At 67.7% G+C, this 26957-nt stretch carries 23 protein-coding genes; 10 read left to right on the top strand and 13 right to left on the bottom strand.

Going from position 1 to position 26957, the window contains the following annotated elements; translation table 11 throughout:
* Nucleotides 1–9: 9 nt before the first annotated feature.
* From typA to ACFOMD_RS06725, 3 genes are all read left to right on the top strand, one after another.
* Nucleotides 10–1833: a translational GTPase TypA gene (gene typA / locus ACFOMD_RS06735; protein WP_380858775.1), complete on the top strand. Its 1824-nt coding sequence runs from the start codon at nt 10–12 to the stop codon at nt 1831–1833.
* A 108-nt stretch (nt 1834–1941) separates the two neighbouring features.
* A complete protein-coding gene (locus tag ACFOMD_RS06730) occupies nt 1942–2268 on the top strand; it encodes a hypothetical protein (protein ID WP_380858772.1) in 327 nt (108 codons plus the stop codon).
* An 83-nt stretch (nt 2269–2351) separates the two neighbouring features.
* Complete coding sequence (locus ACFOMD_RS06725; protein ID WP_380858769.1) at nt 2352–2807, top strand: nucleoside deaminase; 456 nt, start codon at nt 2352–2354, stop codon at nt 2805–2807.
* A gap of 136 nt (nt 2808–2943) precedes the next feature.
* On the opposite strand, the gene ACFOMD_RS06720 is transcribed toward ACFOMD_RS06725, so the two are convergent.
* Both ACFOMD_RS06720 and ACFOMD_RS06715 read right to left on the bottom strand, forming a co-directional pair.
* The gene (locus ACFOMD_RS06720; RefSeq protein ID WP_380858766.1) at nt 2944–3627 is read right to left on the bottom strand and encodes an OmpA family protein; all 684 of its coding nucleotides are present in this window, start codon (nt 3625–3627) and stop codon (nt 2944–2946) included.
* Nucleotides 3628–3705: 78 nt separating this feature from the next.
* Nucleotides 3706–4455 (bottom strand): alpha/beta fold hydrolase, encoded by a 750-nt coding sequence (locus ACFOMD_RS06715; RefSeq protein ID WP_380858763.1) that lies wholly within the window; start codon nt 4453–4455, stop codon nt 3706–3708.
* 84 nt (nt 4456–4539) lie between these two features.
* Here ACFOMD_RS06715 and ACFOMD_RS06710 point away from each other — a divergent pair, with 84 nt between their 5' ends.
* The gene (locus ACFOMD_RS06710) at nt 4540–5859 is read left to right on the top strand and encodes a hemolysin family protein (RefSeq protein WP_380858760.1); all 1320 of its coding nucleotides are present in this window, start codon (nt 4540–4542) and stop codon (nt 5857–5859) included.
* A 6-nt stretch (nt 5860–5865) separates the two neighbouring features.
* On the opposite strand, the gene ACFOMD_RS06705 is transcribed toward ACFOMD_RS06710, so the two are convergent.
* Nucleotides 5866–6942 carry a phosphotransferase gene (locus ACFOMD_RS06705; RefSeq protein ID WP_380858758.1) on the bottom strand — a complete coding sequence of 359 codons (1077 nt, stop codon included), beginning with the start codon at nt 6940–6942 and terminating at the stop codon, nt 5866–5868.
* Nucleotides 6942–8213, bottom strand: coding sequence for a phosphoribosylamine--glycine ligase (gene purD, locus ACFOMD_RS06700; protein ID WP_380858755.1), 1272 nt, complete (start codon nt 8211–8213; stop codon nt 6942–6944). Before purD ends, ACFOMD_RS06705 begins: the two co-directional genes overlap by 1 nt.
* 64 nt (nt 8214–8277) lie before the next feature.
* Here purD and xseA point away from each other — a divergent pair, with 64 nt between their 5' ends.
* Genes xseA through ACFOMD_RS06685 form a run of 3 tightly spaced genes read left to right on the top strand, consistent with a single transcriptional unit; the run spans nt 8278 to nt 10804 of the window.
* Nucleotides 8278–9708 (top strand): exodeoxyribonuclease VII large subunit, encoded by a 1431-nt coding sequence (gene xseA / locus ACFOMD_RS06695; protein WP_380858752.1) that lies wholly within the window; start codon nt 8278–8280, stop codon nt 9706–9708.
* Entirely contained in the window at nt 9708–9926 is a 219-nt protein-coding gene (locus tag ACFOMD_RS06690; protein ID WP_380858749.1) for a DUF2093 domain-containing protein, read from the top strand. The genes xseA and ACFOMD_RS06690 overlap by 1 nt, the downstream gene beginning before the upstream one ends.
* The gene (locus tag ACFOMD_RS06685; protein ID WP_380858746.1) at nt 9923–10804 is read left to right on the top strand and encodes a M23 family metallopeptidase; all 882 of its coding nucleotides are present in this window, start codon (nt 9923–9925) and stop codon (nt 10802–10804) included. Before ACFOMD_RS06690 ends, ACFOMD_RS06685 begins: the two co-directional genes overlap by 4 nt.
* Here ACFOMD_RS06685 and ACFOMD_RS06680 read toward each other — a convergent pair.
* Together ACFOMD_RS06680 and ACFOMD_RS06675 are read right to left on the bottom strand one after the other, a co-directional pair.
* A complete protein-coding gene (locus tag ACFOMD_RS06680; RefSeq protein WP_380858743.1) occupies nt 10801–12006 on the bottom strand; it encodes an aspartyl/asparaginyl beta-hydroxylase domain-containing protein in 1206 nt (401 codons plus the stop codon). The genes ACFOMD_RS06685 and ACFOMD_RS06680 overlap by 4 nt on opposite strands.
* Before the next feature lie 5 nt (nt 12007–12011).
* On the bottom strand, nt 12012–12530 hold the full coding sequence (locus tag ACFOMD_RS06675; RefSeq protein WP_380858740.1) for a hypothetical protein: 519 nt from the start codon (nt 12528–12530) through the stop codon (nt 12012–12014).
* A gap of 235 nt (nt 12531–12765) precedes the next feature.
* Here ACFOMD_RS06675 and ACFOMD_RS06670 point away from each other — a divergent pair, with 235 nt between their 5' ends.
* A complete protein-coding gene (locus ACFOMD_RS06670; RefSeq protein ID WP_380858736.1) occupies nt 12766–15864 on the top strand; it encodes a TonB-dependent receptor domain-containing protein in 3099 nt (1032 codons plus the stop codon).
* Between the two features lie 134 nt (nt 15865–15998).
* Here the strand turns inward: ACFOMD_RS06670 and ACFOMD_RS06665 are convergent, their stop codons facing one another.
* Entirely contained in the window at nt 15999–17036 is a 1038-nt protein-coding gene (locus tag ACFOMD_RS06665) for a hypothetical protein (RefSeq protein WP_380858733.1), read from the bottom strand.
* Nucleotides 17037–17156: 120 nt separating this feature from the next.
* On the opposite strand from ACFOMD_RS06665, the gene ACFOMD_RS06660 reads away from it, so the two are divergent.
* A complete protein-coding gene (locus ACFOMD_RS06660) occupies nt 17157–17435 on the top strand; it encodes a hypothetical protein (RefSeq protein WP_380858730.1) in 279 nt (92 codons plus the stop codon).
* A gap of 67 nt (nt 17436–17502) precedes the next feature.
* Here ACFOMD_RS06660 and ACFOMD_RS06655 read toward each other — a convergent pair whose 3' ends face one another.
* The 3 genes from ACFOMD_RS06655 to clpB all read right to left on the bottom strand — a co-directional run bounded on the left by ACFOMD_RS06655 (nt 17503) and on the right by clpB (nt 23106).
* Nucleotides 17503–19680: a M3 family metallopeptidase gene (locus ACFOMD_RS06655; RefSeq protein ID WP_380858727.1), complete on the bottom strand. Its 2178-nt coding sequence runs from the start codon at nt 19678–19680 to the stop codon at nt 17503–17505.
* Between the two features lie 139 nt (nt 19681–19819).
* Complete coding sequence (locus tag ACFOMD_RS06650) at nt 19820–20299, bottom strand: PadR family transcriptional regulator (protein WP_380858720.1); 480 nt, start codon at nt 20297–20299, stop codon at nt 19820–19822.
* 224 nt (nt 20300–20523) lie between these two features.
* Nucleotides 20524–23106 (bottom strand): ATP-dependent chaperone ClpB, encoded by a 2583-nt coding sequence (gene clpB, locus ACFOMD_RS06645; RefSeq protein WP_380858716.1) that lies wholly within the window; start codon nt 23104–23106, stop codon nt 20524–20526.
* Nucleotides 23107–23440: 334 nt separating this feature from the next.
* Here clpB and ACFOMD_RS06640 point away from each other — a divergent pair, with 334 nt between their 5' ends.
* Entirely contained in the window at nt 23441–23704 is a 264-nt protein-coding gene (locus ACFOMD_RS06640) for a hypothetical protein (protein WP_380858713.1), read from the top strand.
* Here ACFOMD_RS06640 and acs read toward each other — a convergent pair.
* The 3 genes from acs to ACFOMD_RS06625 all read right to left on the bottom strand — a co-directional run bounded on the left by acs (nt 23701) and on the right by ACFOMD_RS06625 (nt 26947).
* Entirely contained in the window at nt 23701–25638 is a 1938-nt protein-coding gene (gene acs / locus ACFOMD_RS06635; protein WP_380858711.1) for an acetate--CoA ligase, read from the bottom strand. The two genes, ACFOMD_RS06640 and acs, sit on opposite strands and share 4 nt — an antisense overlap.
* Nucleotides 25639–25815: 177 nt before the next feature.
* Nucleotides 25816–26166: an endonuclease domain-containing protein gene (locus tag ACFOMD_RS06630; protein WP_380858708.1), complete on the bottom strand. Its 351-nt coding sequence runs from the start codon at nt 26164–26166 to the stop codon at nt 25816–25818.
* Between the two features lies 1 nt (nt 26167).
* Nucleotides 26168–26947, bottom strand: coding sequence for a class II aldolase/adducin family protein (locus tag ACFOMD_RS06625; RefSeq protein ID WP_380858705.1), 780 nt, complete (start codon nt 26945–26947; stop codon nt 26168–26170).
* Nucleotides 26948–26957 lie beyond the last annotated feature (10 nt).

Genomic DNA, 26957 nt, shown 5'->3' with positions numbered 1-26957 from the left:
GGGCTAGACATGAACCTGCGCAACATCGCGATCATCGCGCACGTCGACCACGGCAAGACCACGCTCGTCGACCAGCTTTTCCGCCAGTCGGGCACCTTCCGCGACAACCAGCGGGTGGCCGAGCGCGCGATGGACTCGAACGACCTCGAAAAGGAGCGCGGGATCACCATTCTCGCCAAGTGCACCTCGATCGAGTGGGAAGGCACGCGCATCAACATCGTCGACACGCCCGGCCACGCCGACTTCGGCGGCGAGGTGGAGCGCATCCTGTCGATGGTCGACGGCGTCATCCTGCTGGTCGACGCTGCCGAAGGCGCGATGCCGCAGACCAAGTTCGTCACCGGCAAGGCGCTGGCGTTGGGCCTCCGCCCGATCGTCGTTGTCAACAAGATCGACCGGTCGGACGCCCGCGCGCAGGAAGTGCTCGACGAGGTGTTCGACCTGTTCGTCAGCCTCGACGCCACCGACGAGCAGCTCGACTTCCCGGTGATCTTCGCCTCGGGCCGCAACGGCTATGCCGGCGACAACCCCGACGTGCGCGAGGGCGACCTGACGCCGATGTTCAAGGCGATCGTCGGCCACGTCCCGGCCCCGAAGGCCGACCCCAATGGCCCGTTCAAGTTCCTGGTGACGCTGCTCGACCGCGACAACTTCTTGGGGCGCATCCTCACCGGCCTGATCTTCTCGGGCTCGATCAAGGTCAACGCGCCGATCCAGGTGCTCGATGCCGACGGCAACATCGTCGAGACCGGCCGCGCCTCGAAGGTGCTGGCGTTCCGCGGGCTGGAGCGCGTGCCGGTCGACGAGGCGCAGGCAGGCGACATCATCTCGATCGCCGGCCTCACCAACGCCACCGTCGCCAACACCATCGCCGAGCCGGGCGTCACCGAGCCGCTGAAGGCGCAGCCGATCGATCCGCCGACGCTGTCGATGCGCTTTGCCGTCAACGATTCGCCGATGGCGGGCCGCGAAGGCACCAAGGTCACCTCGCGCATGATCCGCGACCGCCTGTTCCGCGAGGCGGAATCGAACGTGGCGATCAAGGTCACCGAATCGGCCGACAAGGACAGCTTCGAGGTTGCCGGCCGCGGCGAGCTTCAGCTCGGCGTGCTGATCGAGACGATGCGCCGCGAGGGCTTCGAGCTCGGCATCAGCCGGCCGCGCGTCCTCTATCGCAACGATGACGCCGGCAACCGGCAGGAGCCGTACGAGACCGTCGTCATCGACGTCGATGAGGAATATTCGGGCACCGTCGTCGAGAAGATGGCGACCCGGAAGGCCGAGATGACCGACATGCGCCCGTCGGGCGGCGGCAAGATCCGCATCAGCTTCTCGGCGCCGTCGCGCGGCCTGATCGGCTATCATGGCGAGTTCCTGTCGGACACCCGCGGCACCGGCATCATGAACCGGCTGTTCGAGAAATACGGCGCCTTCAAGGGCCGTATCGAGGGCCGCCGCAACGGCGTGCTGATCTCGAACGGCGCCGGCGAGGCCAACGCCTATGCGCTCGGCCCGCTCGAGGAGCGCGGCGTGCTGATGGTGGCGCCGGGCGAGGTTCTCTACGAGGGCATGATCGTCGGCGAAAACGCCAAGGACGACGACCTCGAGGTCAACCCGATGAAGTCGAAGCAGCTGACCAACTTCCGCGCCTCGGGTGGCAAGGACGACGCGATCCGGCTGACCCCGCCGCGCCGCCTCACGCTGGAGCAGGCGATCGCCTACATCGACGAGGACGAGCTGGTCGAGGTGACGCCGAAGTCGATCCGCCTGCGCAAGGTCCATCTCGACCCGCACGAGCGCAAGCGCGCCTCGCGTCAGGCCGCCGCCAGCTAAGGCGAGCGCACCGTTCGTCGCGCCGCGGTGAAACCATCGCGGCGCGAGGAACGTTACGCCCCTGTTCAACGACGAGCCGTGCGGTTCGTCCGACAGGGAGGAATATACATGGCTGATGGACTTGATCGGCGTGGCGGCGGTGGCCGCACCGTCGTCATCATCCTCGTGGTCGTCGCGGTTCTGGCGGTGCTCGCCTATGCGCTCGGCCTGTTCAACGTCGACGCCGAAGGCGAACTACGGACCCCCGAGGTCGCCGTGGCCGTCGAGGGTGGCGAACTGCCCGAGGTTCAGGTCGAGACCGCCGACATCGATGTCGGCACCAAGACCGAGACGGTGGAGCTGCCCGAGGTCGACGTGTCGACGACGGAAGAGGAGATCAAGCTCCCGACCGTCGAGGTCAGCCCGGCCGGCGACGACGGCACGACCCAGAAGTAAGCGCTCACGCGCGGACGAGCGAAGGCCCGCGACACCCGTCGCGGGCCTTTTCTTTTGGGCCGGCCACGCTAACCCTCGCGCGCATGGCCTTTCCGGGTTCAAATGCGATGGCGGTGGCGTTCGACGAAGCGCGGGCGGCCGGCGCGCGCGGCGAGGTGCCGATCGGCGCGGTGATCGTCGATGCCGCCGGCAGCATCCTCGGCCGCGCCGGCAACCGCACCCGCGAACGCAACGACCCGACCGCGCATGCCGAGGTGCTGGCCATCCGCGCCGCCGGCGCGGTGCTCGGCAGCGAACGGCTGATCGACTGCGATCTCTATGTGACGCTTGAGCCGTGCCCGATGTGCGCCGCCGCCATCGGCTTCGCGCGGGTGCGCCGGCTCTATTATGCGGCGCCCGACCCCAAGGGCGGCGGCGTCGATCATGGCCCGCGCATCTATGCGCATCCGACCTGCCATCACCGCCCCGAAGTCTATGGCGGCATCGGCGAGGCGGAGGCGGCGACGCTGCTCCGCGATTTCTTCCGCGAGCGGCGCTAGCCGCGGCCCTCGGCTCGGCACACCCCCAAAAAGCACGTCATTCCGGCGAAGGCCGGGATCCATACCGAGCGGGGCATGGATACCGGCCTTCGCCGGGATGACGAAACCGAAGGGCTTTAACACCCTTCCCGTCAAATCAGCGCGCGCTGACGTCCTGCTGCGTCACCGGGACGACGCGGATGTTGACGCGGCGGTTCTGCGCGCGGCCGACCTCGGTGTCGTTCGAGGCGACCGGCTGCGATTCGCCCATGCCGCTCGTCGCGATGCGGGCGCGGTTGACGCCCTGGCCCGACAGATAGTTGGCGACCGAGGCGGCGCGCTGCTCGGACAGCGTCTGGTTGGCGGCGTCCGAGCCCACCGAATCGGTGTGGCCGATCACGTCGATATAGGTCGAATTATACTGCGACAGCGTCTGGGCGACCTGGTTCAGCGTGCCCTGGAACTGCGGCTGGATCGTCGACTGGCCGAAGGCGAAGGTGATGCCGGCGGGCATGTTGAGCTGAAGCTCGTCGCCCTGGCGCACGACCTCGACGCCGGTGCCGGCGGTCTTCTCGCGCAGTTCCTTCTCCTGCTTGTCCATGTAGGAGCCGATGGCGCCGCCGGCGATCGCGCCGATGCCGACGCCGACGATCTTCTCGGTGCGGTCGCCCTTGCCGCCGATGATGTCACCGGCGAGGAAGCCCGCGCCCGCGCCGAGCGCGGCGCCGATGGCGGCCTTGGAAATCTTCTTCTCGCCGGTCACCGGATCGGTGGTGCAGGCGGCGGTCGAGGCCAGCAGGCCGATCGCCGCGGCGCTCATGATGAAGTTCTTGCGGAGCATATTGCCTCCCAGGGCTGTTAATTCGTTGTTACGGGCACTGATACGCCGCGCCATGGTCACCTGTTCCTCTGCATCGCCTTAACCGGCGATGACCGCGCGGTTCAAATGGAGAAAGCGCCGGATCATCGCCGCGACCTGATCCATCACCTCGAACTGCACCATATGGCCCGACCCCGCGACCTGCGCGGTCGAAACGCGGGGGGTGAGCCGCGCCACGTCGGCGGGCCGGTTCAGCGCCTTGTCGATAGCGATCAGCAATGTCGGGCAGGTGACGGCGGCAATGGCGGCGCGGCCGTCCCAGCCGAGGATCGCGTCCCAGGCGGCGCGCGTCACCGCCGGATCGGTCGCCTTCATCACCTGCACCAGCGCCTCGACGGCCGCCGGGTCGCTCGCTTCGACGATCTGGTTGCGGCCGAACACCTCGATCATCGACGGGATATCGACCCGCGCCAGCTGCACCCGCATCCCTTCGCCGAACGCCAGCGACTTTTCGTGCGGCGCGATGAAGGCGGGATCGAGCAGCACCAGCGCCGCCACCCGCTCCGGCGCGGCGACCGCGGCGGCGATCGCGACCTGCGCGCCCATCGAATGGCCGATCCAGACCCCCCGTGGCGGCGCGACGGCCAGCGCGGCGGCGGCCTGCGCCTCGATGCTGTAGTCGGTCGCCTTGGGGCTGCGGCCATGGCCGAGCAGATCGACGAGCGTCACCTCATGCTCGGGAAACGCCTCGGCAACGGGCGCCATCGCGCTGTGATCGCAGGTCCAACCATGGACCAGCATCAGCGGCGGTGCGCCGCTTCCGCGCATCAGGTGAAACAGTTTTTCCATCGGCTGGTCGTTTCGGATGCTGCACGATCGCTTGGCAAGCGTTTATACATGCGACTGAACAACGGAGGGATCGTTTACACCCTGATGCACCCTTTTCCCTGGCTCGATGTCGCGATCATCTTCGCGCTCATCGCGCTCAACGGCTTCTTCGCGATGTCCGAGCTGGCCATCGTCTCTGCGCGCAAGCCCCGCCTCCAGGCCCTGGAGAAAGCGAAGAATCGCGGTGCCACCGTGGCGTTGCGCCTCCAGTCGGATCCCGGCCGCTTCCTGTCGAGCGTTCAGATCGGCATCACCCTCGTCGGCATCGTCAACGGCGCCTATTCGGGCGCGACGCTGTCCGATCCGATCGCGCAGCGCCTCGAATGGCTCGGTCTCGATGCGGAAAATTCCGCCGATGTCGGCTTCGCCATCGTCATCGCACTGACCACTTATTTCTCGCTGATCGTCGGCGAGCTGATCCCCAAGCAGTTCGCGCTGCGCAATCCGGAGCCGATCGCGGCGATGGTCGCGCCGGTCATGTCGGCGGTCGCCTGGATCGGCGCGCCGCTGGTCTGGCTGCTCGACCAGTCGATCGGCCTCGTGTTCCGCCTGCTCGGCCTCCAGCGTGAATCCGAAAGCCAGGTGACGGCGGAAGAACTCCACCTCGTCGTCGCCGAGGCCACCTCGGCCGGCGTCATCGAGGAGAGCGAGCGCGCGATGATCTCAGGCGTGATGCGGCTCGCCGACCGGCCGATCCGCGCCGTCATGACGCCGCGCGGCGAAGTCGACTGGCTCGACGCCGACACGCCCGAGGCGTTGGTGCGCGAACGGCTGGTGGCGACGCCGCACAGCCGGGTGCCGATCGCCGAGGGCACCGTCGACAAGATCATCGGCGTCGTCCAGGCGCGCGACGTGCTGGCGGCGCTGCTCGAGGGCAAGCCGCTCGATCTGCGCGCGCTCACCCGCTCGGTGGCGGTGGTCCCGGACCTGATGGACGCGATGGACGCGCTGGCCGCGCTGCGCGATGCCGAAGTGCCGATGGCGCTCGTCCACGACGAATACGGCCATTTCGAAGGCGTCGTGACGCCCGCCGATCTGCTCGCCGCCATCGCCGGCGCCTTCCGCTCGGACGTCGATGTCGGCAGCGATCCGCCCGCCGTCGAGCGCGAGGATGGCTCGTGGCTGCTGTCGGGCTCGATGCAGGCCGATGAGATGGGCGAGCGGCTGGGCATCGACTTCGACGACGACCGCGACTTCCACACCGTCGCCGGCTTCGTCCTCGATCAGCTCCGCCACCTGCCGGAGACCGGCGAGACCTTCACCGCCGGCCAGTGGCGCTTCGAGGTCGTCGACATGGATGGCCGCAAGGTCGACAAGGTGATCGCCACCTGCTTGCCGCGCCCGGCGACCGAAGGCGACCTCTAACCCGGCCTACGCCTTGCCCTGCGCCTTCAGCGCCTGCTGCCAGGCGAGGTCGGCGAGCGGCTGCACGCGCTCGCTCATCGCCTTGGCATGCGCGCTCGCCGCGGTCCCGCGCACCACGCGGCCGCGGATGCCGTGGATGATGCCGGCCAGCCGGAACATGTTGTAGGCGAGGTAGAAGTCGAGGTTGGGGATGCCGTCGGGCCGGCCGGTGCGGCGGCAATAGTCGGCGACATATTCCTCTTCGCTCGGCAGCCCCAGCGCGTCGAGGTCACGCCCGGTCAGCCCCGCGGTTTCTTGCGGCGGCATCCGGTACATCATCAGATGGTAGGTGAAGTCGGCGAGCGGGTGGCCGAGCGTCGACAGTTCCCAGTCGAGCACCGCGTTCACCACCGGCTCGCTGGCGTGGAAGATCATGTTGTCGCAGCGATAGTCGCCGTGGACGATCGAGGTCTCGTCGCCCGCCGGAATGTTTGCCGGCAGCCATTCGACGAGCTTGTCCATCGAGTCGAAGCGCCCGGCCTCCGGGTCTTCGACATATTGCTTCGACCAGCGGCCGATCTGCCGCGCGAAATAATTGCCGGGCTTGCCGAAGTCCGACAGGCCGATCGCGGCGTAGTCGGTGTTGTGCAGGTCGGCCATGCCCTTGTTCATCGCGTCGAAATAGGCGCGGCGCTTCTCGCGCGGCTCCTCGGGGAAGGTGGTGTCCCAGATCACCCGGCCCTCGACGCAGTCCATGATGTAGAACCAGGTGCCGATGACGCTTTCGTCGGTGCAGAGCGCATAGGTGTTCGCCACCGGATAGCCGGTCTTCCCGAGCGCGGTGATCACTGCATATTCGCGGTCGACGGCATGCGCCGATTTCAGCAGCATCCCCGGCGGCTTGCGGCGCATGACATAGTTCTTGGCGGGCGTGATCAGCTTGTAGGTCGGGTTCGATTGCCCGCCCTTGAACTGCTCGACCGTCAGCGGGCCGTCGAAGCCTTCGACGTTCTGGCCCATCCATTCCTGAAGCACGCCCACGTCGAAGCGGTGCTGCTCACGGACCTCGGCGGTTCCCGAGAACTGGTCCTGCTTGCTCGCCATTACGCCTCCCGTTCAACCGCCCGCCAGCCGATGTCGCGGCGGCAGAAGCCGCCCGGCCAGTCGATCTTGTCGACGGCAGCATAGGCGCGGGCCTGTGCGGCGGTCACGCTGTCACCAAGAGCAGTTATGCCGAGCACCCGGCCGCCGTCGGCAAGCAGCCTGCCGCCCTCTTCGCGGGTGCCGGCATGGAAGACGGTCGCGCCCGTCGCCTCGGCCTCGGCGATGCCGCGAATTTCGGTGCCCTTCTTCGGCGGCCCCGGATAGCCGTTGGCGGCCATGACCACGAGCAGCGCGGTTTCATCCTTCCACTTCGGCGCGATCGACCACAGCTCGCCCTCGGCCACCGCGAGCAGCAGTTCGAGCAGGTCGCTGTCGAGCCGCGCCATCAGCACCTGGCATTCGGGGTCGCCGAAGCGGGCGTTGTATTCGATCAGCTTCGGCCCCTCGTCGGTCAGCATCAGCCCGGCATAGAGCACGCCGTGGAACGGCTTGCCGCCCGACGCCATCGCTCGCGCGGTCGGCTCGATGATCTCCCGCATCGCGCGCGCCTGCAGCTCGGGGGTCAGCACCGGCGCCGGCGAATAGGCGCCCATGCCGCCGGTATTGGGGCCCTTGTCGCCGTCGCCGACGCGCTTGTGGTCCTGCGCGCTGCCGAAGGCGACGGCGGTGGCGCCGTCGACCAGCGCGAACAGGCTCGCCTCCTCGCCGGTCATGAATTCCTCGATGACGACGTTGGCGCCCGCCTCGCCGAGCCCGCCCTCGAACATCATGACCAGCGCCGCATCGGCCTCATCATAGCTCTCGGCGATCACCACGCCCTTGCCGGCGGCAAGCCCATCGGCCTTGATGACGATGGGCAGCGGCTGCTCGGCCACATAATTGCGCGCCTCCTCCAGCTCCTCGAAGCAGGCATAGGCGGCGGTGGGGATGCCGTGCGCGAAGCACAAATCCTTGGTGAAGCCCTTCGACCCTTCCAGCTCGGCGGCGGCAGCCGACGGCCCGAAGGTCTTCACATGCTCGCGGCGCAAGGTATCGGCGAGGCCGTCGACCAGCGGCTGCTCGGGACCGATCACCACCAGCCCGATGTCGTTGGCATGCGCGAAGGCGACCACCGCCTGATGGTCGGCCGGGTCGAGCGTGACGAGATCGGCGACCTGCGCGATGCCGGCGTTGCCGGGCGCGCAATAGAGCTTGCCGAGGCGCGGCGACTGCGCAAGCTTCCAGCAGAGCGCATGTTCGCGCCCCCCGCTGCCGATCACCAGGACGTTCATGGCACTTGACCCCTTACCGCTCGATGCCGCGGCGTTGTAAGGGGCGGGGACAGCGGAGACAACATTGACCCAGCCGCCTGCCAATACGCCCGAGTTCTCGGTCTCCGAGATCGCCCACGCCCTGAAGCGCACCGTCGAGGATGCGTTCGGCCATGTGCGCGTGCGCGGCGAGATTTCCGGCCTGAAGGTCGCCGCCTCGGGCCATGTCTATCTGTGCCTGAAGGACGAGAATGCGCTGCTCGACGGCGTGATGTGGAAAGGGCCGGCCAACGCCCTGCGCTTCCGGCCCGAGGATGGCCTCGAGGTGATCGCCACCGGCAAGCTCACCACCTATCCCGGCCGCTCCAAATATCAGCTGATCATCGAACGCATGGAGCCCGCCGGCGCCGGCGCGCTGATGGCGCTGCTCGAGCAACGCAAGACGAAGCTCGCCGCCGAAGGCCTGTTCGCCGCCGAGCGCAAGCGGCCGCTGCCGTTTCTGCCCGGTGTGATCGGTGTCGTCACCTCGCCGACCGGCGCCGTCATCCGCGACATCCTCCACCGCCTGTCCGACCGCTTCCCGCGCCATGTGCTGGTGTGGCCGGTGCTGGTGCAGGGGGAGGGGGCGGCGGAGCAGGTGGCGCGCGCGGTACGCGGCTTCAATGCGCTGCCGCCCGGTGGGCCGATCCCGCGCCCCGACCTCCTCATCGTCGCGCGCGGCGGCGGCTCGATCGAGGACCTCTGGGCCTTCAACGAGGAAGTCGTCGTCCGCGCCGTCGCCGACTCCGATATCCCGACGATCAGCGCGGTCGGCCATGAGACCGACACCACCCTCTGCGACTTCGCTGCCGACCGCCGCGCGCCGACTCCCACCGCCGCCGCCGAGATGGCGGTGCCGGTGCGCGACGACCTCATCTACACCGTCGGCACGCTCGGCCTCCGGCTCGACCGCGCGCTGTCGAAGGACGTGGCGGCGCTCGGCGAACGGGTGCAGGCGGTGGCGGCGCGGCTGCCGACCCCGCACGCGCTGTTCGCGCTCCGCCAGCAGCGCTTCGACGACCTCGCCGACCGGCTGCCGCGCGCGCTCGGCGCCAATGCCCAGCGCCAGCGCGTCCGCTACGAACGCGCCGCCGCGCCGTTGCGCCCGGCGCTGTTCACGCAGGGGCTGAAGAACGCCACCCGCGACCTCACCCAGCTTGGTCAGAAGCTCGACGCCGCGATGGCCGATCTGCTGCGCCGCAAGCGCCATGCCTTCGATCCGGTCGCCCGTGTCGCCGAGACGCTCAACCCGCGCGCGACGTTGCAGCGCGGCTATGCGGTGGTGACGCGCGGCGACGGTCATTATATCACCGGGGCAGACGAAGCCCGCGCCGCGGGCGCGCTGACCATCGAATTTGCCGACGGCAAGGTCGATGTCACCACCGGCGAGGCGCCGGCGGCGCCGCGCTCCGCACCGAAGCCGGCACCGCGACCGCGCGATGCGGGTCCGGCAGGGCGGCAAGGAGAGTTGTTGTAATGCTGAACATGAGCGGTGGCCGCGTGGCGCGGCTGCAATATCTGTCCGGAAGCTATCGGGTGATGACGGCGGGTGACCATGTCCTCTGCGCCGTCACCGGCCAGCGCATCGGCATCAACAACCTGCGCTACTGGTCGCACGAGCTGCAGGAGGCCTATTCCAACGCCGAGGTCGCGGCGACACGCTATGCCGAGGCGCGCGCCAAGGGACAGCTTTGACCCGTTCTCTGGCGATCGCCGCGCTGACGGCGCTCGCCGCCTGCACGGCGCCCGCCGCTGAACCGGTCGCGCCACCCGCGCCGCCACCCCCTCCGCCGCCGGTCGAGCGCATCCTCGACGGCAGCTTCGATTTCCGCGGCGCGATCGTGCAGGGCGGCCTCGCCGTCGGCCAGGCGCCGGCGGGCGCGGTGTCGGTGACGCTCGACGGCAAGCCGACACGGCTCGATCCCCAGGGGCGCTTCCTCGTCGGCTTCGGCCGCGACGCGGTTCCTGATGCGCTGGTTGAAGCCCGCCTCGCCGATGGCACCCGCGTGCGGCAGGCGCTGAAAGTTGGCCCGCGTGACTGGCGGATCGAGCGCATCCCGCAACTCGCGCAGAGCAGCACGCCCAATCCCGAATATGAAAAGCTGCGCAGCGCGGAAGTCGCGCGCATCGCCACCGCACGTTCGGCGACGAGCGACGCCATCGGCTGGACGCAGCGTTTCGCCTGGCCGGCGACGGGCCGGATCAGCGGCGTTTACGGTTCGCAGCGCATCCTCGGCGGCGTGCCGCGCGCGCCGCATGCCGGCGTCGATATCGCGCGGCCGAGCGGTACGCCGGTCGCGTCGCCCGCCGATGGCATCATCGTCCTCGCCTCGCCACCGAAGTTCAGCCTCGAGGGCAATCTCCTGATCATCGATCACGGCAACCGGCTGTTCTCGAGCTTCCTTCACCTGTCGCGCATCGATGTGAAGGTCGGTGACGTGGTGCGCCAGGGCCAGCCGGTCGGCACCATTGGCATGACCGGCCGCGCGACCGGGCCGCACCTCCACTGGGCGATGAGCTGGGGCGATGTCCGCGTCGATCCGCAGCTGCTCGTCCCGCCGATGCAGCCTTAGGACGCGTAGTCCTCGCGCCGCTCGGGCGCATGGCCGCTGCTGTCGGCGACCAGGAAGAACTCGCGCACCATCTTCTGCTCGATCTCGGTCAGGTGCGGGTTCCACACGTCGAGGATCAGCACGGCGCGCAGCTCGTCGCTGTTGTTCCACGCCTCATGCTCGATGGTATCGTCGAAGCCGAACGCCTCGCCGACCTTCCATTCGCGCGTCTCGCCGCCAACCCGGAACTGACAGCCCGGCGGCACGATCAGGGGCAGGTGGACGATGGTGCGCACGTTGGTGACGCCGGTATGCGGCGGGATGTGCGTGCGCGGGCGCAGCACCGAGAAGAAGGCGGTCGGCGCGCGGGCGGGCAGCTCGGCGCGCGGCACTTTGGCGAGCGCTGCGGCGGTCGCCGGGCAGCGCTTCAGCGCCGCCTCGACCGGCTCGCCATATTTCCAGAGATAATAGGCGCCCCACGCCAGCGAATTGTCGAGCGGCGTCCATTTGGTCTGCGGCGCGCCCGGCGGCATCGACACATAGGGGACGAAACCCTCGTCGCCGTGGGTCAGCAGGTCGACCAGCTCGGCGCGGATCGCGTCGGTCGCGGCTTCCAGTTCGGCCATCCACGGGAAGCGGCGGCGCGGGAAATATTCGTCCGCCGGCAGGAAAGGGAAGTGCAGCCCGGCGCAGTCATTGGTGTAGATGCGCCGCCGGCCGAGCGTCGCATCGATCGCGGCGTCGACGCGGCGCAGCTCGGCATCGCCCGCCGCGGCGCGCGTGGCGGCGAGCCCGGCATCGACGGCAGCGCCAAGTGCGGCGCACTGTTGCGTGACGAAGGCCTGCCCGTGGTCGAGAAGCTCGGCGAGGGCCGGCGGCCGCTGGTCGGGCGGCGGCGCGACTTGCAGCACCGCCGACCAGCTGACCGCGGCCTGCCCCAGCTCGCCGAGCCGCTCTTCCAGTTCGGCGCGGCGCAGCAACGCCATGAAGTGGCGGGCATCGACCGCGAGCGCGCTGTTGAGCGCGGCCCGCTCGCCCTCGACATCGCCCAGCTCGCGCTGCGCCTTGGCGAGGTTCAGCCACAGCGCCGGCGCCTGGGGGTCGGCGGCGATGGCGCGGCGGAAGAAGTCGGCGGCGCGCGCCGGCTCGCCGCTGCCCAGCGCCTGCACGCCGGCCGCATTGAGCTGTTGCGGCGTCTCCGCCGCCCCGCCGCTCCCCGACATGATCGTCAGCCGACGCGCATCGCGCGCACGCCGCGCAGGCCACCGACGCTGAAGAAATAGCTGCCCATGGCGGCCTTCTTGATTTTCACCTTGTCGCCGGCCTTCGGCATCTTGCGCAGCGGCTCGGTGGTCCGCCACACCGCGTCGTCGGCGACGGTCACCGTGTAGTTGCCGTCGCGGTTCTGCCGCGCCGACTTCACGGTGGTCTCGACCTCATCGGGCTGTTCTTCCTTGGCGCTGTCGTCGTCGGAGAAGAAGGGAAGCTTCGGCAGGGTGAAGCCGAACAGCGAGCGCCGGGTCTTGCGCACGTCCTCGCGGCTGACCACGGCGATGTCGCCCTTGTCGGTGGCGCTGGCGAGCACGCCGGTCGCCTTGTCGTAGCAGGCGAGGCGCTTGGCGTCGTCGGTCTCGGCCCGGCATTTCATCACGTCGCCGACCACCGGGGGAATGCTGGTTTCGGCGGCAACGACGCCGGTCGTCATAAGCACCGCGAGCGCCGCGGCTGGACCGATGAACTGCTTCATGTCTCTATCCTAACCCCCAGAAGAATCGCCGTCCTATGTGTCACATCGGTCTGGTTACCGGGATGTGTCGATTCTGCAACAATCTCCCCCAGACTGTTGTGCAAATCCGCAAACTCGGTTGCGGACACCCCCCGCCCGCTCTCATAGACAGCCGGTATGCAGCCGCATTCTGTCCCTGGGAGGGGGCGCGCGGTGTGCAAACGGAACGGACCAACAAGGGGACAGAGGACCGATAATGTCGAACAGCCTCCTCAAGAAGAACCTGCTCCGCTCGACGATTCTCGTCGGCGCGGTTGCCTATTCGCTTCCTTCTTACGCGCAGACCGCGACGGCTGATGCCGACACGGCTGCCGAAGAGGAAATTGTCGTCACCGGCTCGCTGATCCGCAACCCGAACCTCGAGGCGTCGAGCCCGGTTTCGGTGATCGGTCAGGAAGAGATCGAGCTTCAACAGGCGAACGTCGCCGAAGAGCTGCTGCGCGAGCTGCCGGGTGCGACCCCGTCGATCGGTTCGGCGGTTAACAACGGCAACGGCGGCGCCTCGTTCGTCAACCTGCGCAACATGGGTTCGAACCGCAACATCGTGCTGCTCGACGGCAACCGCATTGCGCCGTCGAACTTCATCGGTCGCGTCGACCTCAACAACATCCCGCTGGCGCTGATCCAGCGCACCGAGGTTCTGACCGGCGGCGCCGCGACGACCTACGGCGCCGACGCCGTGTCGGGCGTTGTCAACTTCATCACCCGCAAGGATTTCGCGGGCGCCGAGATCAACGTCTCGGAGCAGATCACCGAAGAGGGTGACGGCAACCGCTTCCGCGCCGACCTCACCGTCGGTGCGAACTTCGACGATGGTCGCGGTAACGCGGTGTTCTCGGTCGGCTACCAGGAGACCGATCCGGTCTATCAGGGCGCGCGCGACATCTCGGTCCTGAACGTCGACTCGTACTCGGGCGCCATCGGCGGCGGTTCGGGCACGGCGGTTCCGTCGTCGTTCTCGTTCAACCGTGCCGGCATCGCCGCGGCGACCCCGGCCCCGGCCGGCGTCTTCGGCAACACCCGTCAGGTTGGCCCGCAGTTCGGCGGTGGCGTGAACCCCGCCCCTGCGAACGCGAACCAGATCTACGCGCCGTTCAACTTCAACCCGGCGAACATCTTCCAGACGCCGTTCGAGCGTTTCAACATCTTCGGTCAGGCGAATTATGAAGTCGCCGACGGTGTTGAGATCTACACGCGCGGCCTGTTCTCGAAGAACACCGTCAACACCATCATCGCCGCCTCGGGCGTGTTCGCCTCGTCGGTGACCATCCCGGTGTCGAACCCGTTCCTGCCGGCGGCGCTGCGCGCTCAGTTCTGCGCGAACAACGACTTCCAGCATGGCGGTGCGAACGGCTCGGGCGCTAGCGCCGGTACCGTCGGCAACACGAACACGGCTGGCATCCAGACGATCACCCCGGCCGAGTGCGCCGCGGCGGCTCTGGCGACCTCGCCGACCGATCCGAACTACCGCACGTTCGTGACCAACCTCAGCCGTCGTGCGACTGAGGCCGGCCCGCGTATCTCGAACTTCCAGACGACGATCTTCGACTATCAGGTCGGCGTCCGGGGCGATTTCAGCGAGTCGCTCAGCTACGACTTCATGGGCGCCTACGGCGAAAGCGAGAACACGCAGACGCTGCAGGGCTACGTCCTGACGTCGCGCGCTCGTCAGTCGCTGCTCGCCACCAGCACCACGGCCTGCCTCAACACCGCCAACGGGTGTACGCCGGCTGACTTCTTCGGTGCCGAAGGCGCGCTGACTCCGGCGGCGATCAACTTCCTGACCTCGGAGTCGACCACGACCAACCGCACCTCGCTGTCGCAGGTTCGTGGTACGGTCGCCGGTGAGCTCGGCTTCTCCTCGCCGTGGGCGGAAGAGACCGTCGGCTTCGCCGTCGGCGCCGAGTACCGCAACTACACCGCGTCGCAGCGCGCTGACTCGCTGGCCCAGCAGGCTGGTGAGCTCGGTGGCTCGGGCGGTGCTGCGCCGGTCATCGACGGTGCGTACAACGTCAAGGAAGTCTTCGGCGAGCTCATCGCTCCGCTGATCGAGGACAAGCCCTTCTTCGAGAGCCTCAGCCTCGAAGCCGGCGTTCGCTACTCGAAGTACGAAGTGCAGGCGGCTGGCAACCCGTCCTACGACGCGACCACCTACAAGGTGGGCGCCCAGTGGGAGCCGGGTGCGGGCGTGAAGTTCCGCGGTCAGTACTCGCGCGCGGTTCGCGCCCCGAACATCGGCGAGCTCTTCTCGCCGGTTAACACGGGCCTGACCACGCTCAACACCGATCCGTGCCAGGGCACTGCCCCGAACGCCAACGCCGAGCTCCGCGCGATCTGTATCGCTCAGGGCGCCCCGGCGTTCGCGGTTGGTGGTATCGCTCCGCCGACGGCCGCGCAGGTTAACGCCACGGGTGGCGGCAACCTGAACCTGAAGCCGGAAAAGGCCGACACCTACACTGTGGGTATGGTCTTCCAGCCGGAGTTCGTCCCGGGCCTCAGCCTCGCTATCGACTGGTTCGATATCAAGGTGAACGGTGCCGTGTCGGCTCCGACCCCGGGTGACGTCATCGCGGCGTGCTTCGGCTCGACCGTGACCTCGCCGCCGGCGGGTGCCTCGACGACCCCGGCCTGCTTGGCGATCCGTCGCGATCCGGCCACCGGTTCGCTCTCGGGCAGCCCGGAAACGACCCCGGGTATTCCGCTGAACATCTCGAACCTCGGTACGCTTACCAACCGCGGTATCGACTTGACGGCGAACTACTCGACCGATCTCGGCTTCGCGAACCTCGCGCTGGGCTTCGTGGGTACCTACAACAAGGACTCGAAGTTCAAGGCGACCCCGACTGCCGTCGATCGTGAGTGCGTCGGCTTCTACTCGCCGAACTGCGGCTCCATTCAGCCGAAGTTCCAGTTCTCGCAGCGCACGACGCTCAGCCTCGGCGATGTCGATGTGTCGCTGCTGTGGCGCTACCTCGACGCCGTCGAGTTCGAGCCGCTGGAGATCGTCGAGAGCGGCGCTGCTCCTTGCGGCCCGGGCAACACGGCTGGCGCTTGCGGCACCAACGGGTTCAACTTCCAGGAGATCGATGCCTACCACTACTTCGATCTCTCGACCCGTTTCGGCGTCACCGAGAACATCAGCCTGACCTTCTCGGTCGAGAACCTGTTCGACAAGGACGCCCCGCTCGTCGGTGCGTCGGTCGGTAGCACCGCCTTCAACAGCGGCAACACCTACCCGTCGACCTACGACGCTCTCGGTCGCAAGTTCGCTGTTTCGGCTCGCGTCCGCTTCTAAGCGCGACGCCGGTCAACCGGACAAGGGAAGGGCGGGCCGAAAGGCCCGCCCTTTCTCTTTGTGTGCAAGGCGCCGGGGTCAGGCCAAAAAAAAGCGGCCACGCAGGGCCGCCGGTCACATCGAGACGCTGCGGATCAGCCGAGCAACGGCGCGCCCGGATCGATCGCGACGCCGGCATTGGCGGCAACCGCCTCCGCCCATGCCGCAACCTTCTCGATCTCATCGCCGAACCGGGTGTCGGCTTCGCGCTGCTCGGCGGCGCGATCATCACCGCCGAAGGCGGCTTCGCTCTTCGAATGCCGGGTAAACGCCGGTCCTGCCACCACGGCGTCAAGCGCCGCTTCGTCGAGCGCAACGCCAAAGAGCGCCGACAGCGCCGCCATCGTCTCGCGCGGGCGTGCGGTTACCTGCTCGCTGCTCAGCGTCCGTACGCGGTCGGGCCCGAAGCGCGCGACCAGTCGACCGAACAGCGCATGCTGCGCCAGCCAGCCGACCGCGGCCGCCTGCAGATCGGTGTGTCGCAGATAGGCCTCGCCGTCGAACCCGAGGTCGATCAGCCGGTCCTTCAGCAGCTTCACCAGCAGGTCGCGCACCCACAGCCGCCCGTCCATGCCCTTGCGCGCGATCGAATTGAGATAGTCGCGCAACGGCGCATAGAGCAGCAGCGCGTTGGCTTGTGGGCGCATCGTCAGCATCGCCGGCGCGAAGGCGTTGGCAACGTTCGACGGCTTCATCACCAGCGTCTCGCCGTTGCCGAACGGCCGCGCGAGAAGGGTCAGCGCATCGTCCAGCACCTGTGCGGCCGGCGCCGGCTGCGCGCCGCGATGGGCCCAGCCGACGAGGTCGTTGAGGATATAGGGCTCCTTCAACCCCATCGCCTTGCCCTCGATGTCGAAGGCGCGCGCCAGCAGCGTCGAACAGCAGAAAGCCGAATGGAAGATGAAGTGCAGCGGCGCGGGCCGGGTCGCAGTGGCCATCACATCGGTGCGGCGCAACACCATCGGCGCATCGCCCGCCGGCAGATAGTCGTCGGTCAGGAACGTCGCGGCGCGATGCTCGGCGCGCGGCGTCCGCCGGAAATGGATCGCGTCCTCGCCCGGATCATAGCGATGCGGCAGCCATTGCGCCTCGCGGGCGACGGCGGCGATCAGCGTGTCCGGCGAGGAAGCCATGTCGCCGTCATGCCGGGGATGTCGCCGCCCCGCAACCACCGACTACGCGCGCACTCGCTCGACGCCGATGTCCAGTTTATGCTAAACATGGGCCGGGAAATATTGAGGGAGTGCGAGGAAATGCGCCTGATCGCCGCCACGCTGATCGTCGCCGTTGCCGGCCTGTCATCGACCACCGCCGTCCTCGCGCAAGGCGAGGCCAAAGTCGTCGGAACGACCGGCGATGAAGGTGTCGGCGACCAGCGCATCATCTGCCGCAAGCAGACCGAGGTCGGGTCGCTCGTCCGCAAGAAGAAGATGTGCTTCACCAAGGCCGAATGGGATCTGATTGCCGAGCGCGAGCAGGTCGGCGTCAAGCGCACGCAGGACGAGCTCAGCGCTCGCTCGACGGGCAACTAGCGCCGGGCAATCCAAAGAAAAGGGCCGCGCTTCGAATCCGAAGCGCGGCCCTTTATCGTTCAGGCGCTCACTTCTTCGCGGGATTGCCGGTTGGGAAGCCGCGGTTCTCGAGTAGCGCATCGACGTCCGGATCACGGCCGCGGAAGGCGCGATAGGCCTCGGCGCGGTCGATGACGTTGCCCTGCGCCAGGATGATGTCCTTGAAGCGCTTGGCGGTCGCCGGATCCCACGGGTTGCCGGTCTCCTCGAACGCCGCCCAGGCGTCCGACGCCATCACGTCCGACCAGAGGTAGGAGTAATAGCCTGCCGAATAGGCGTCGGAGGTGAACAGGTGGTTGAACTGCGGCAGGCGGTGCCGCATCGCGATCTCCGCCGGCGCGCCGATCTCCACCAGCGTCTCGCGCTCGAACTTGTCGGCGTCGACCACGCCGCCTTTCAGCATGTGCAGCTTCATGTCGACGATCGCCGAGGACAGATATTCGACCGTCGCATAGCCCTGATTGAACTTCGATGCGTTGCGCACCTTGTCGACCAGCGCCTGCGGCATCGGCTCGCCGGTCTTGTAATGCTTGGCGTAGCGGTCGAGCACCTGCCGCGTCAGCACCCAGTTCTCGTGCACCTGGCTCGGGAACTCGACGAAGTCGCGCGGCGTGAAGGCGAGGCCGGGGTAGGTGCCGGTGTTCAACAGGCCGTGCAGCGCATGGCCGAACTCGTGGAACAGCGTCTCGGTATCGTCGAGGCTGATCAGCACCGGCTCGCCCGGCGCGCCCTTCACGAAATTGTTGTTGTTCGACGTGATCGCGGTGATCGGCCCGTCGAACTTGCGCTGGCCGCGATAGCCGGCGGCCCAGGCGCCCGAGCGCTTGTACTGGCGGGCGAAATCGTCGCGGTAGAACACGCCGACATGGCGGCCGCTCGCCTTGTCTTTCACCTCATAGACGCGAACGTCGGGGTGGAAGCCCGGCACCTGCCCGGTGATCTCGTGGAAGGTCAGGCCATAGAGCTGCTCCGCCATATAATAGGAGGCGGCGATCATGTTGTTCAGCTCGAAGTACGGCTTCATCTCGTTGGTATCGAGCGCGTACTTCGCCTTCCGGACCTTCTCCGCATAATAGAGATAGTCCCACGGCTCGATCTTGAGATTGGTGCCTTCCCCCCTCTTATTCTCGGCGTCGGCCACCGCCTGCATGTCGGCGACTTCCTCGCGGACGCGCGCAACCGCCGGCTGCCACACCCGCATCATCAGCTCGGTGGCCTTCGCCGGGTCTTTCGCCATCGTGTCGTCCATGCGCCAGTGCGCATGCGTCTCGAAGCCGAGCAGCTTGGCGCGGTCGGCGCGCAGCTTCACGATCTTGGCGATGACCGCATTGGTGTCGGTGGCGTTGGCGTTGTCGCCGCGGCTCTTGAACGACTTCCACACCGTCTCACGCAGCGCGCGGTTGTCGGCGAAGGTCAGGAAGGGATCGACCGAGGAGCGGGTGTTGACCACCGCCCATTTGCCGGAAAGCTTCCGCTCGTCGGCCGCCGCCTTGTAGGACGCGACCAGCGACGCCGGCAGGCCCTTCAGGTCGGCCTGATTGTCGATGACGGTCCACTTGTCCTCGTCGGACAGCACCTTCTGGCCGAAGTCGGAAAAGGCGCTGGCCAGCTCCTGGTTGACCTTCGCCAGCTCGGTCTTCTGCGCGGCATCGAGCTTGGCGCCCTGGCGCACGAAGCTGTCGTAGGTGCGCTTGGTCAGCCGCTGCTGTTCAGGCGTGAGCCCCGACCGCTCGCGCGCCTCGTAGACGGCGGCGATGCGCGCGAACAGCTTCTCGTTGAAGGTGATCTCGTCATCGGCGGCCGCGAGGATCGGCGACATTTCCTTGTCGACCGCTTGATAGGCCGGCGAATTCATGTTGCTGGTCATCACGCCGAACAGCACGTCGATGCGCTGCAGCGCCCGGCCGCCGCGCTGCATCGCCTCGATGACGTTGGCGAAGGTCGGCGCCGCCGGGTTCTCGGCGATCGCCTTCACCTCGGCGCGCTGCAGGTCGATGGCGGCGAGATAGGCGGGCTTGAACAGCTCAGGGCTGACCTTGTCCCACGGCGGCACGCCGCCATAGGGGCCGGTCCATTCCTTCAGCAGGATATTGTCGGCGGCGACCGCCGGTGCGGCGGCGCCTGAGGTGGCTGCGGTCTGCGCCAGCGCCGGCAGCGCGACGACGAACGCCAGCGCGCTCGCGCCGGCCAGTATCAGTTTGTTCAAATCGGCTCTCCCCGAAAATTGCAGACGGCCAGAGGGGCCGCTTTCCGCGCGCGGGCGCGCGAGATGGGTCGAATAGGGCGAAACCGGGCAGGAGCGTCAAGCGTCGGTTCGATGAACGACAATTGGCCGCGCCGAATCGTCAGTCGTCGGCGGCAATCATCGCCTCGACCCACGCGATGCGGGTGCGGGTCACCGCCTGCGCATGCGCATGGGCATGCTTCATCGCGGGGATCGGCCATTCCTCGGCAAAGCGTTCGATCTCGACGAGCTTTGCCTTCAAGGCCACCAGAAGCTCGGCGCGCCATCTCGCGCGCTCGGCCTTGCTCAGCATGTCGGCGAAACCGGCGTGCGTGCGCAGCGGGTCCTCGGGCAACAGGTAGACCGGCCGGATCGCCTTCACCCAGGCCTTCACCGCCGCCTTGCCGTCCTTGGTCACGCGGAGCCGCTCGGTCTTGCGCCCGTCGCCTTCGACGCGCTCCGCCTCGATCAGCCCGCGCGTGCGCAGCCGTTCGATGATCGGATACATCTTGCCCGGCGACGTCGAAAAGCTCGTCGTCGGGCTTTCGTTGAGCATCTTGCGGATCTGATAGACGGTCGTCGGCTGCCAGCGAGCGATCATCGCGAGCGTCAGGCTCTCGTGCTCCGAGAGGGCGGGCGCAGGGGAGGGGGGCATGGCCGGCACAGTCCATGCCCCGTCGCCGGGTGTCAATGTTCCCTGATGACCCATCGCCTACTTCCGTGAACCACCCAACGCCCGTCATCCCGGCGAAGGCCGGGATCCATGCTAGCGGTCGGTATGGATCCCGGCCTTCGCCGGGATGACGGGCAGAAAGGGGCGGGCGGCTAGCTTCCCGCCACCGACAAGGTTAGATGCCCGTCGCCCTCATCGACCTTCACCGTCGACCCGTCGGGCACCTCGCCCTTCAGGATCAGCTCGGCGAGCGGGTCCTGCAGATGCTTCTGCACGCTGCGCTTCAGCGGGCGGGCGCCATAGACCGGATCATAGCCGACCCGCGCCAGCCAGCGCGTCGCCGCCTCGGTGAGGTCGAGGCTGATCTTGCGGTCCTTGAGCAGCTTGGCGACGCGGCCGACCTGGATGTCGACGATTGCGCCCATATGCTCGAGCGCCAGCCGGTGGAACAGGATGATCTCGTCCAGCCGGTTGAGGAACTCGGGCCGGAAATGCCCGCGCACCACCTCCATCACCTGGTCCTCGACATCCTCGACCTTCTGGTCGTCGCGAAGCCCCGCGATGAACTGGCTGCCGAGGTTGGAGGTCAGGATGATCAGCGTGTTGGTGAAGTCGACCGTGCGGCCCTGCCCATCGGTCAGCCGCCCGTCGTCGAGCACCTGCAGCAGGATGTTGAACACGTCGCCGTGCGCCTTCTCGACCTCGTCGAACAGCACGACCTGATAGGGCCGCCGCCGCACCGCCTCGGTCAGCACGCCGCCTTCTTCATAGCCGACATAGCCGGGAGGGGCGCCGATCAGGCGGGCCACGGAATGCTTCTCCATGAACTCCGACATGTCGATGCGGACCATCGCCTGGCTGTCGTCGAACAGGAATTCGGCGAGCGCCTTCACCAGCTCGGTCTTGCCGACACCGGTCGGCCCCAAAAACAGGAAGCTGCCGAGCGGCCGGTTCGGATCCTGCAGGCCGGCGCGCGCCCGGCGCACTGCCTGCGACACGGCTTTCACAGCGGACGCCTGCCCGATCACGCGGCGGCCGATCGCCTCCTCCATGCGCAGCAGCTTATCGCGCTCGCCCTCCAGCATCCGGTCGACCGGCACGCCGGTCCAGCGCGACACGACGCCGGCGATATCCTCGCTGGTCACCTCCTCGCGCACCATCGCCGTCGCGGCGGCGCCCTCCGATTCCGCCAGCTGGCGCTCCAGCTCGGGGATGGTGCCGTAGGTCAGCTCGCCCGCCTTGGCATAGTCGCCGCGCCGCTGCGCCTGCTCGACCTCGAGCCGCGCCGCGTCGAGCTGCTCCTTCAGCTTGGTCGCGCCCTGCAGCTTGTCCTTCTCGGCCTGCCAGCGGCCGGTCAGCTCGGCCGACTGCTGCTCGAGGTTGGCGAGATCGGCCTCGAGCGCCGCCAGCCGGTCCTGCGAGGCGCGGTCGCTTTCCTTCTTCAACGCCTCGCGCTCGATCTTCAGCTGGACGATGCGCCGGTCGAGATTCTCGATCTCCTCGGGCTTCGACTCCACTTCCATACGCAGCCGCGACGCCGCCTCGTCCATCAGGTCGATGGCCTTGTCGGGCAGGAAGCGGTCGGTGATGTAGCGGTTGGACAGCGTCGCCGCCGCCACCAGCGCGCCATCGGTGATGCGCACGCCGTGGTGAAGCTCGTACTTCTCCTTCAGGCCGCGCAGGATCGAGATGGTGTCCTCGACGGTTGGCTCGCCGACGAACACCGGCTGGAAGCGCCGCTGCAGCGCCGGGTCCTTCTCGACGTGCTTGCGATATTCGTCGAGCGTCGTCGCGCCGACGCAGTGCAGCTCGCCCCGCGCCAGCGCCGGCTTGAGCAGGTTGGACGCATCCATCGCGCCCTCGCTCTTCCCGGCGCCGACCAAGGTGTGCATCTCGTCGATGAACAGGATGATCTCGCCGGCTGCGGCCTTCACCTCGTCGAGCACGCCCTTCAGCCGCTCCTCGAACTCACCCCGATACTTCGCGCCGGCGATCAGGCTGCCCATGTCGAGCGCCATCACCGTGCGGTCCTTCAGACCGTCGGGCACGTCGCCGTTGGCGATGCGCAGCGCCAGCCCTTCGGCGATCGCGGTCTTGCCGACGCCGGGCTCGCCGATCAGCACGGGGTTGTTCTTGGTACGGCGCGCCAGCACCTGGATAGTGCGGCGGATCTCCTCGTCGCGGCCGATGACCGGATCGAGCTTGCCGTCGCGCGCCGCCTGCGTCAGGTCGCGCGCGAACTTCTTCAGCGCGTCATAGCGGTCCTCGGCGCCGGCGGTGTCGGCGGTGCGGCCCTGCCGCAGCTGCTCGATCGCCGAATTGAGGCCCTGCGCGGTGACGCCCGCCTTCTTCAGCGCGTCGCCGGCGAGCGTGGTGCCGGCCAGCGCCAGCGCGAGCAGCAGGCGTTCGACGGTGACGAAGCTGTCGCCCGCCTTGGTCGCGATCTGCTCGGCGCTGTCGAGCACCCGCACCGTATCATTGTCCCACGACACATTCTGCGCGCCCGATCCCGACACCTGCGCGATCTTGGCCAGCGCCTGGTCGGTCAGCTGCGTCGCCGTCTCCGGCCGCCCGCCGGCGGCGCGGATCAGCCCCGACGCCATGCCCTGCTCATCCTCGAGCAGCGCCTTCAGCAGATGCTCGGGCGCGACGCGCTGGTGGTTGTTGCGGATCGCGACGGTCTGCGCCGACTGCAGGAAGCCCTTCGCCCGATCGGTGAATTTCTCGATGTTCATGTCGCCCCTGATCTAGGTGGTTGCGACCGATATGGTGTGACCTTGCGGCAACACAAGATATCGCACGCGACACAAATCACATCGTCGACGGACAGGCCAACACCCTCTCTTTACGCGCAGTTCCGGCGATCGGGGAGTCCGGCAGCGTGCGGCCCGCGTGTCTATCGTTGCGGCGGAGCTGTCGATGGCGCATGCAGCAGGCGACCGCCGACATCCGGCGCCGCCGCAGCCCTTCTTCGGCTGCTGTCCTGATCATGTTGATCTTCTGAACCACCGGCCGGCGCCCCTATCGCGGCGCCATGTTCCGCGTAGCGAGGCGTAAGCAATGGGTATCATGAACTGGTTCACGGGGCCGGCGGAGCCGCCGGAAGCTTTGCTGGTCGCCGCCGAGCGCGGCGAGCTGACCGCCGATCTGAAGCTGGAGCGGCTGCGCCGCGCGATCATCGATTTCCCGGGCCGCACCGAAAGCAACCTCGCGCGGATCATATATGGCCGGGACGAGGCGAGCCTCATCGCTGCGAGCGTCCGCAAGCTCGAAGCCGACGGCATCGCCACGCGCGATCCGGAAACCGGCGGCCTCTACGCCGCGCGGCGCTAACGGTTCTTCCGGCCCTCGATCAGCGCCTGCACCACGCTCGGGTCGGCGAGCGTCGAGATATCGCCGAGGTTCGAGGTGTCGTTCTCCGCGATCTTGCGAAGGATGCGCCGCATGATCTTGCCGCTGCGCGTCTTCGGCAGGGCCGGGGTCAGGTGGATGAAGTCGGGCGTGGCGATCGGGCTGATATGCTCACGCACGCAGAACTTCAGCTCCTTCACCATGTCCTCGGTCGCCTCCACGCCCATGTTCGGCGTCACATAGGCGTAGATGCCCTGGCCCTTGATGTCGTGCGGCACCGCGACGACCGCGGCCTCCGCCACGTCGGGGTGCGCGACCAGCGCCGACTCGATCTCGGCGGTGCCGAGGCGGTGGCCGGAGACGTTGATGACATCGTCGACGCGGCCGGTGATCCACCAATAGCCGTCCTCGTCGCGGCGCGCGCCGTCGCCGGTGAAGTACATCCCCTTGTAGGTCGAGAAATAGGTCTGAACGAAGCGCTCATGGTCGCCATAGACGGTGCGCATCTGCCCCGGCCACGACCGCGTCAGCACGAGGTTGCCGCTCGCCGGCCCCTCGATGAACTGCCCTTCCGCATCGACCAGTTCGGGGCACACGCCGAAGAAGGGCTTGGTCGCCGACCCCGGCTTCATGTCGATCGCGCCGGGCAGCGAGGAGATCAGCACGCCGCCGGTCTCGGTCTGCCACCAGGTGTCGATGATGGGCAGCTTCTCGTCGCCGACGGTGCGCCAGTACCAGAGCCACGCCTCGGGATTGATCGGCTCGCCGACCGATCCGAGCAGCCGCAGCGACGACCGGTCATGCTTCTTCACCGGCGCCTCGCCCTCGCGCATCAGCGCGCGCAGCGCGGTCGGCGCGGTGTAGAAGATGTTGACCTTGTGCTTCTCGATCACCTGCCAGAAGCGCGACACGTCCGGATAGTTCGGAATGCCCTCGAACATCAGCGTCGTCGCGCCCTGCGACAGCGGCCCGTAGACGATGTAGCTGTGCCCGGTCACCCAGCCGACGTCGGCGGTGCACCAGTGGATCTCGCCCTCGCGATAGTCGAACACATAATGGAAGGTCAGGTTTGCCCACAGCATGTAGCCGCCGGTGGTGTGCAGCACGCCCTTCGGCTTCCCCGTCGACCCCGACGTGTAGAGGATGAACAGCGGGTCCTCCGCCCCCATCGGCTCGGGCGCACAGTGGGCGGGCACGGTTTCGCGCGCCTCATGCCACCAGACGTCGCGGCCGTCGGCCATCGCCACCGGCTTGCCGTCGTGGCGCACGACCAGCACGCCGGTCACGCCGGGGCAGCTCTCCAGCGCCTTGTCGACATTGACCTTCAGCGGCACCGGCCGCCCGCCGCGCGCGCCGGCATCGGCGGTGATGACGAAGCGGCAGTCGGCATCCTGGATGCGGCCCGAGATCGCGTCGGGCGAGAAGCCGCCGAACACCACCGAATGCACCGCGCCGACCCGCGCGCAGGCGAGCATCGCCGTCGCCGCCTCGGGGATCATCGGCATGTAGATGGTGACGCGGTCGCCCTTGGTAACGCCCATGCCCTTCAGCACGTTCGCCATCCGGCACACTTCGCCGTGCAGCTCGCGATAGGTCAGCGTGCGGCTCGGCGCGTCGGGGCTGTCGGCTTCCCAGATGATCGCGGTCTGGTCGCCGCGCGTCGCGAGGTGGCGGTCGAGGCACTGGGTGCTGGCGTTGAGCACGCCGTCCTCGAACCATTTGATGTCGACCGGATCATAGGACCAGTTGCCCATGACCGTCGGCGTCTTCACCCAGTCGAGCCGCCCGATCTGGTCCCGCCAGAACCCGTCCGGGTTCTCCATCGACTGCGCATACAGCGCCTCGTAACCGGCGAGATCGCAATGCGTGCCGGCCTTGGCGGTGGCGGGCACGGCGATGCGGGTCTCGTCGGTCATGTCAGGCTCCCCAGGCGAAAAATTCCGCCCTTGNGCGGGAGAGGCTAGGTGAGGGTGTGCGAGCGCCAGCGAGCCTATCGCCGCTGGCGGGAAAACTGAGAGGCCGGTACACCCTCACCCTCCCACCGCTTCGCGGCGGGCCCCTCCCTCTCCCGCAAGCGGGCGAGGGGAAATGCGCTAGCGTTGACCGGCGGCGGCGAGGACCATTTCCAGCACGCCCTCCAGATTGGTGAGCGCATCGATGTTGGAAAAGCGGATTACCCGATAACCCTGCGCTTCCAGATATCTCGTGCGCCGCTCGTCATACTCGACCGCGTCCGCATGTTGGCTACCGTCCAGTTCGACGATCAGCCCCCCTTCAACGCACGCAAAGTCCGCGACGTATGGCCCCAAACTAACCTGCCGCCGAAACTTCAACCCGGCCAGTTGCCGGTTACGCACCGCCCGCCAGAACCGCCGCTCGGCATCCGTCGCCTCGCGGCGCAACCGCGCCGCTTCCGGATGCGTCTCCCGCGCGACGCGCGACAAGCTAATCCCGGAAGCTCGGATCGATCCGGTCAAGCTTCCTGAGCAGCGCCGGCCAGGCGAGCATCTGGTTGAGCGCCTGCATGCCGCGGCCCGACGACTGGTCCTTGACCTTCTCCGGCGTGCCCTGCGGCGGGTTGGAGAGGTTCTCGCGGCCCGCCGACAGCATATGGACCTGCGCCTCGCAGGCGCGCTCGAGGAAATAGAGGCGCATGAACGCGTCGGCGACGGTCTCGCCCACCGTCAGCGTACCGTGATTGCGCAGGATCATCGCGTTCTTGCTGCCCATGTCCTGCACCAGCCGCTCGCGCTCCTCGAGGTCGGTCGCGATGCCTTCATACTCGTGATAGGCGACGTCATGCTGTGCGATCATCGCGGTCTGCGTGTGCGGCAGCAGCCCGAATTCCATCGCGCTCACCGCCTGCCCGTAAGGGGTGTGCAGGTGCATCACCGCATGCGCGTCGTCGCGCGCCATATGGATCGCCGAATGGATGGTGAAGCCCGCCGGGTTGGTGATGTAGGGCGTCTCCATCACCGGGTTGCCGTTGGTGTCTATCTTCACAAGGCTCGACGCCGTAATCTCCTCGAACATCAAATTGTACGGGTTGATCAGGAAGTGATGCTCCGGCCCCGGCACGCGCACCGACAGATGGGTGAAGATCACGTCGTCCCACTTGTAGAGCGCGACCAGCCGATAGGCGGCGGCAAGGTCGACGCGGAGCTTCCACTCCTCCTCGGACACCTGATCGCGAACGTTGGGCTGGCTTTTCAGCGCGGTGGCCATGACTCGTCTC

Source organism: Sphingoaurantiacus capsulatus (genome assembly GCF_042648405.1).
GTDB classification, from domain to species: Bacteria; Pseudomonadota; Alphaproteobacteria; order Sphingomonadales; family Sphingomonadaceae; genus Sphingoaurantiacus; species Sphingoaurantiacus capsulatus.
The sequence above is the reverse complement of the archived record's forward strand: the minus strand, read 5'-3'. Positions and strand labels throughout refer to the sequence as shown.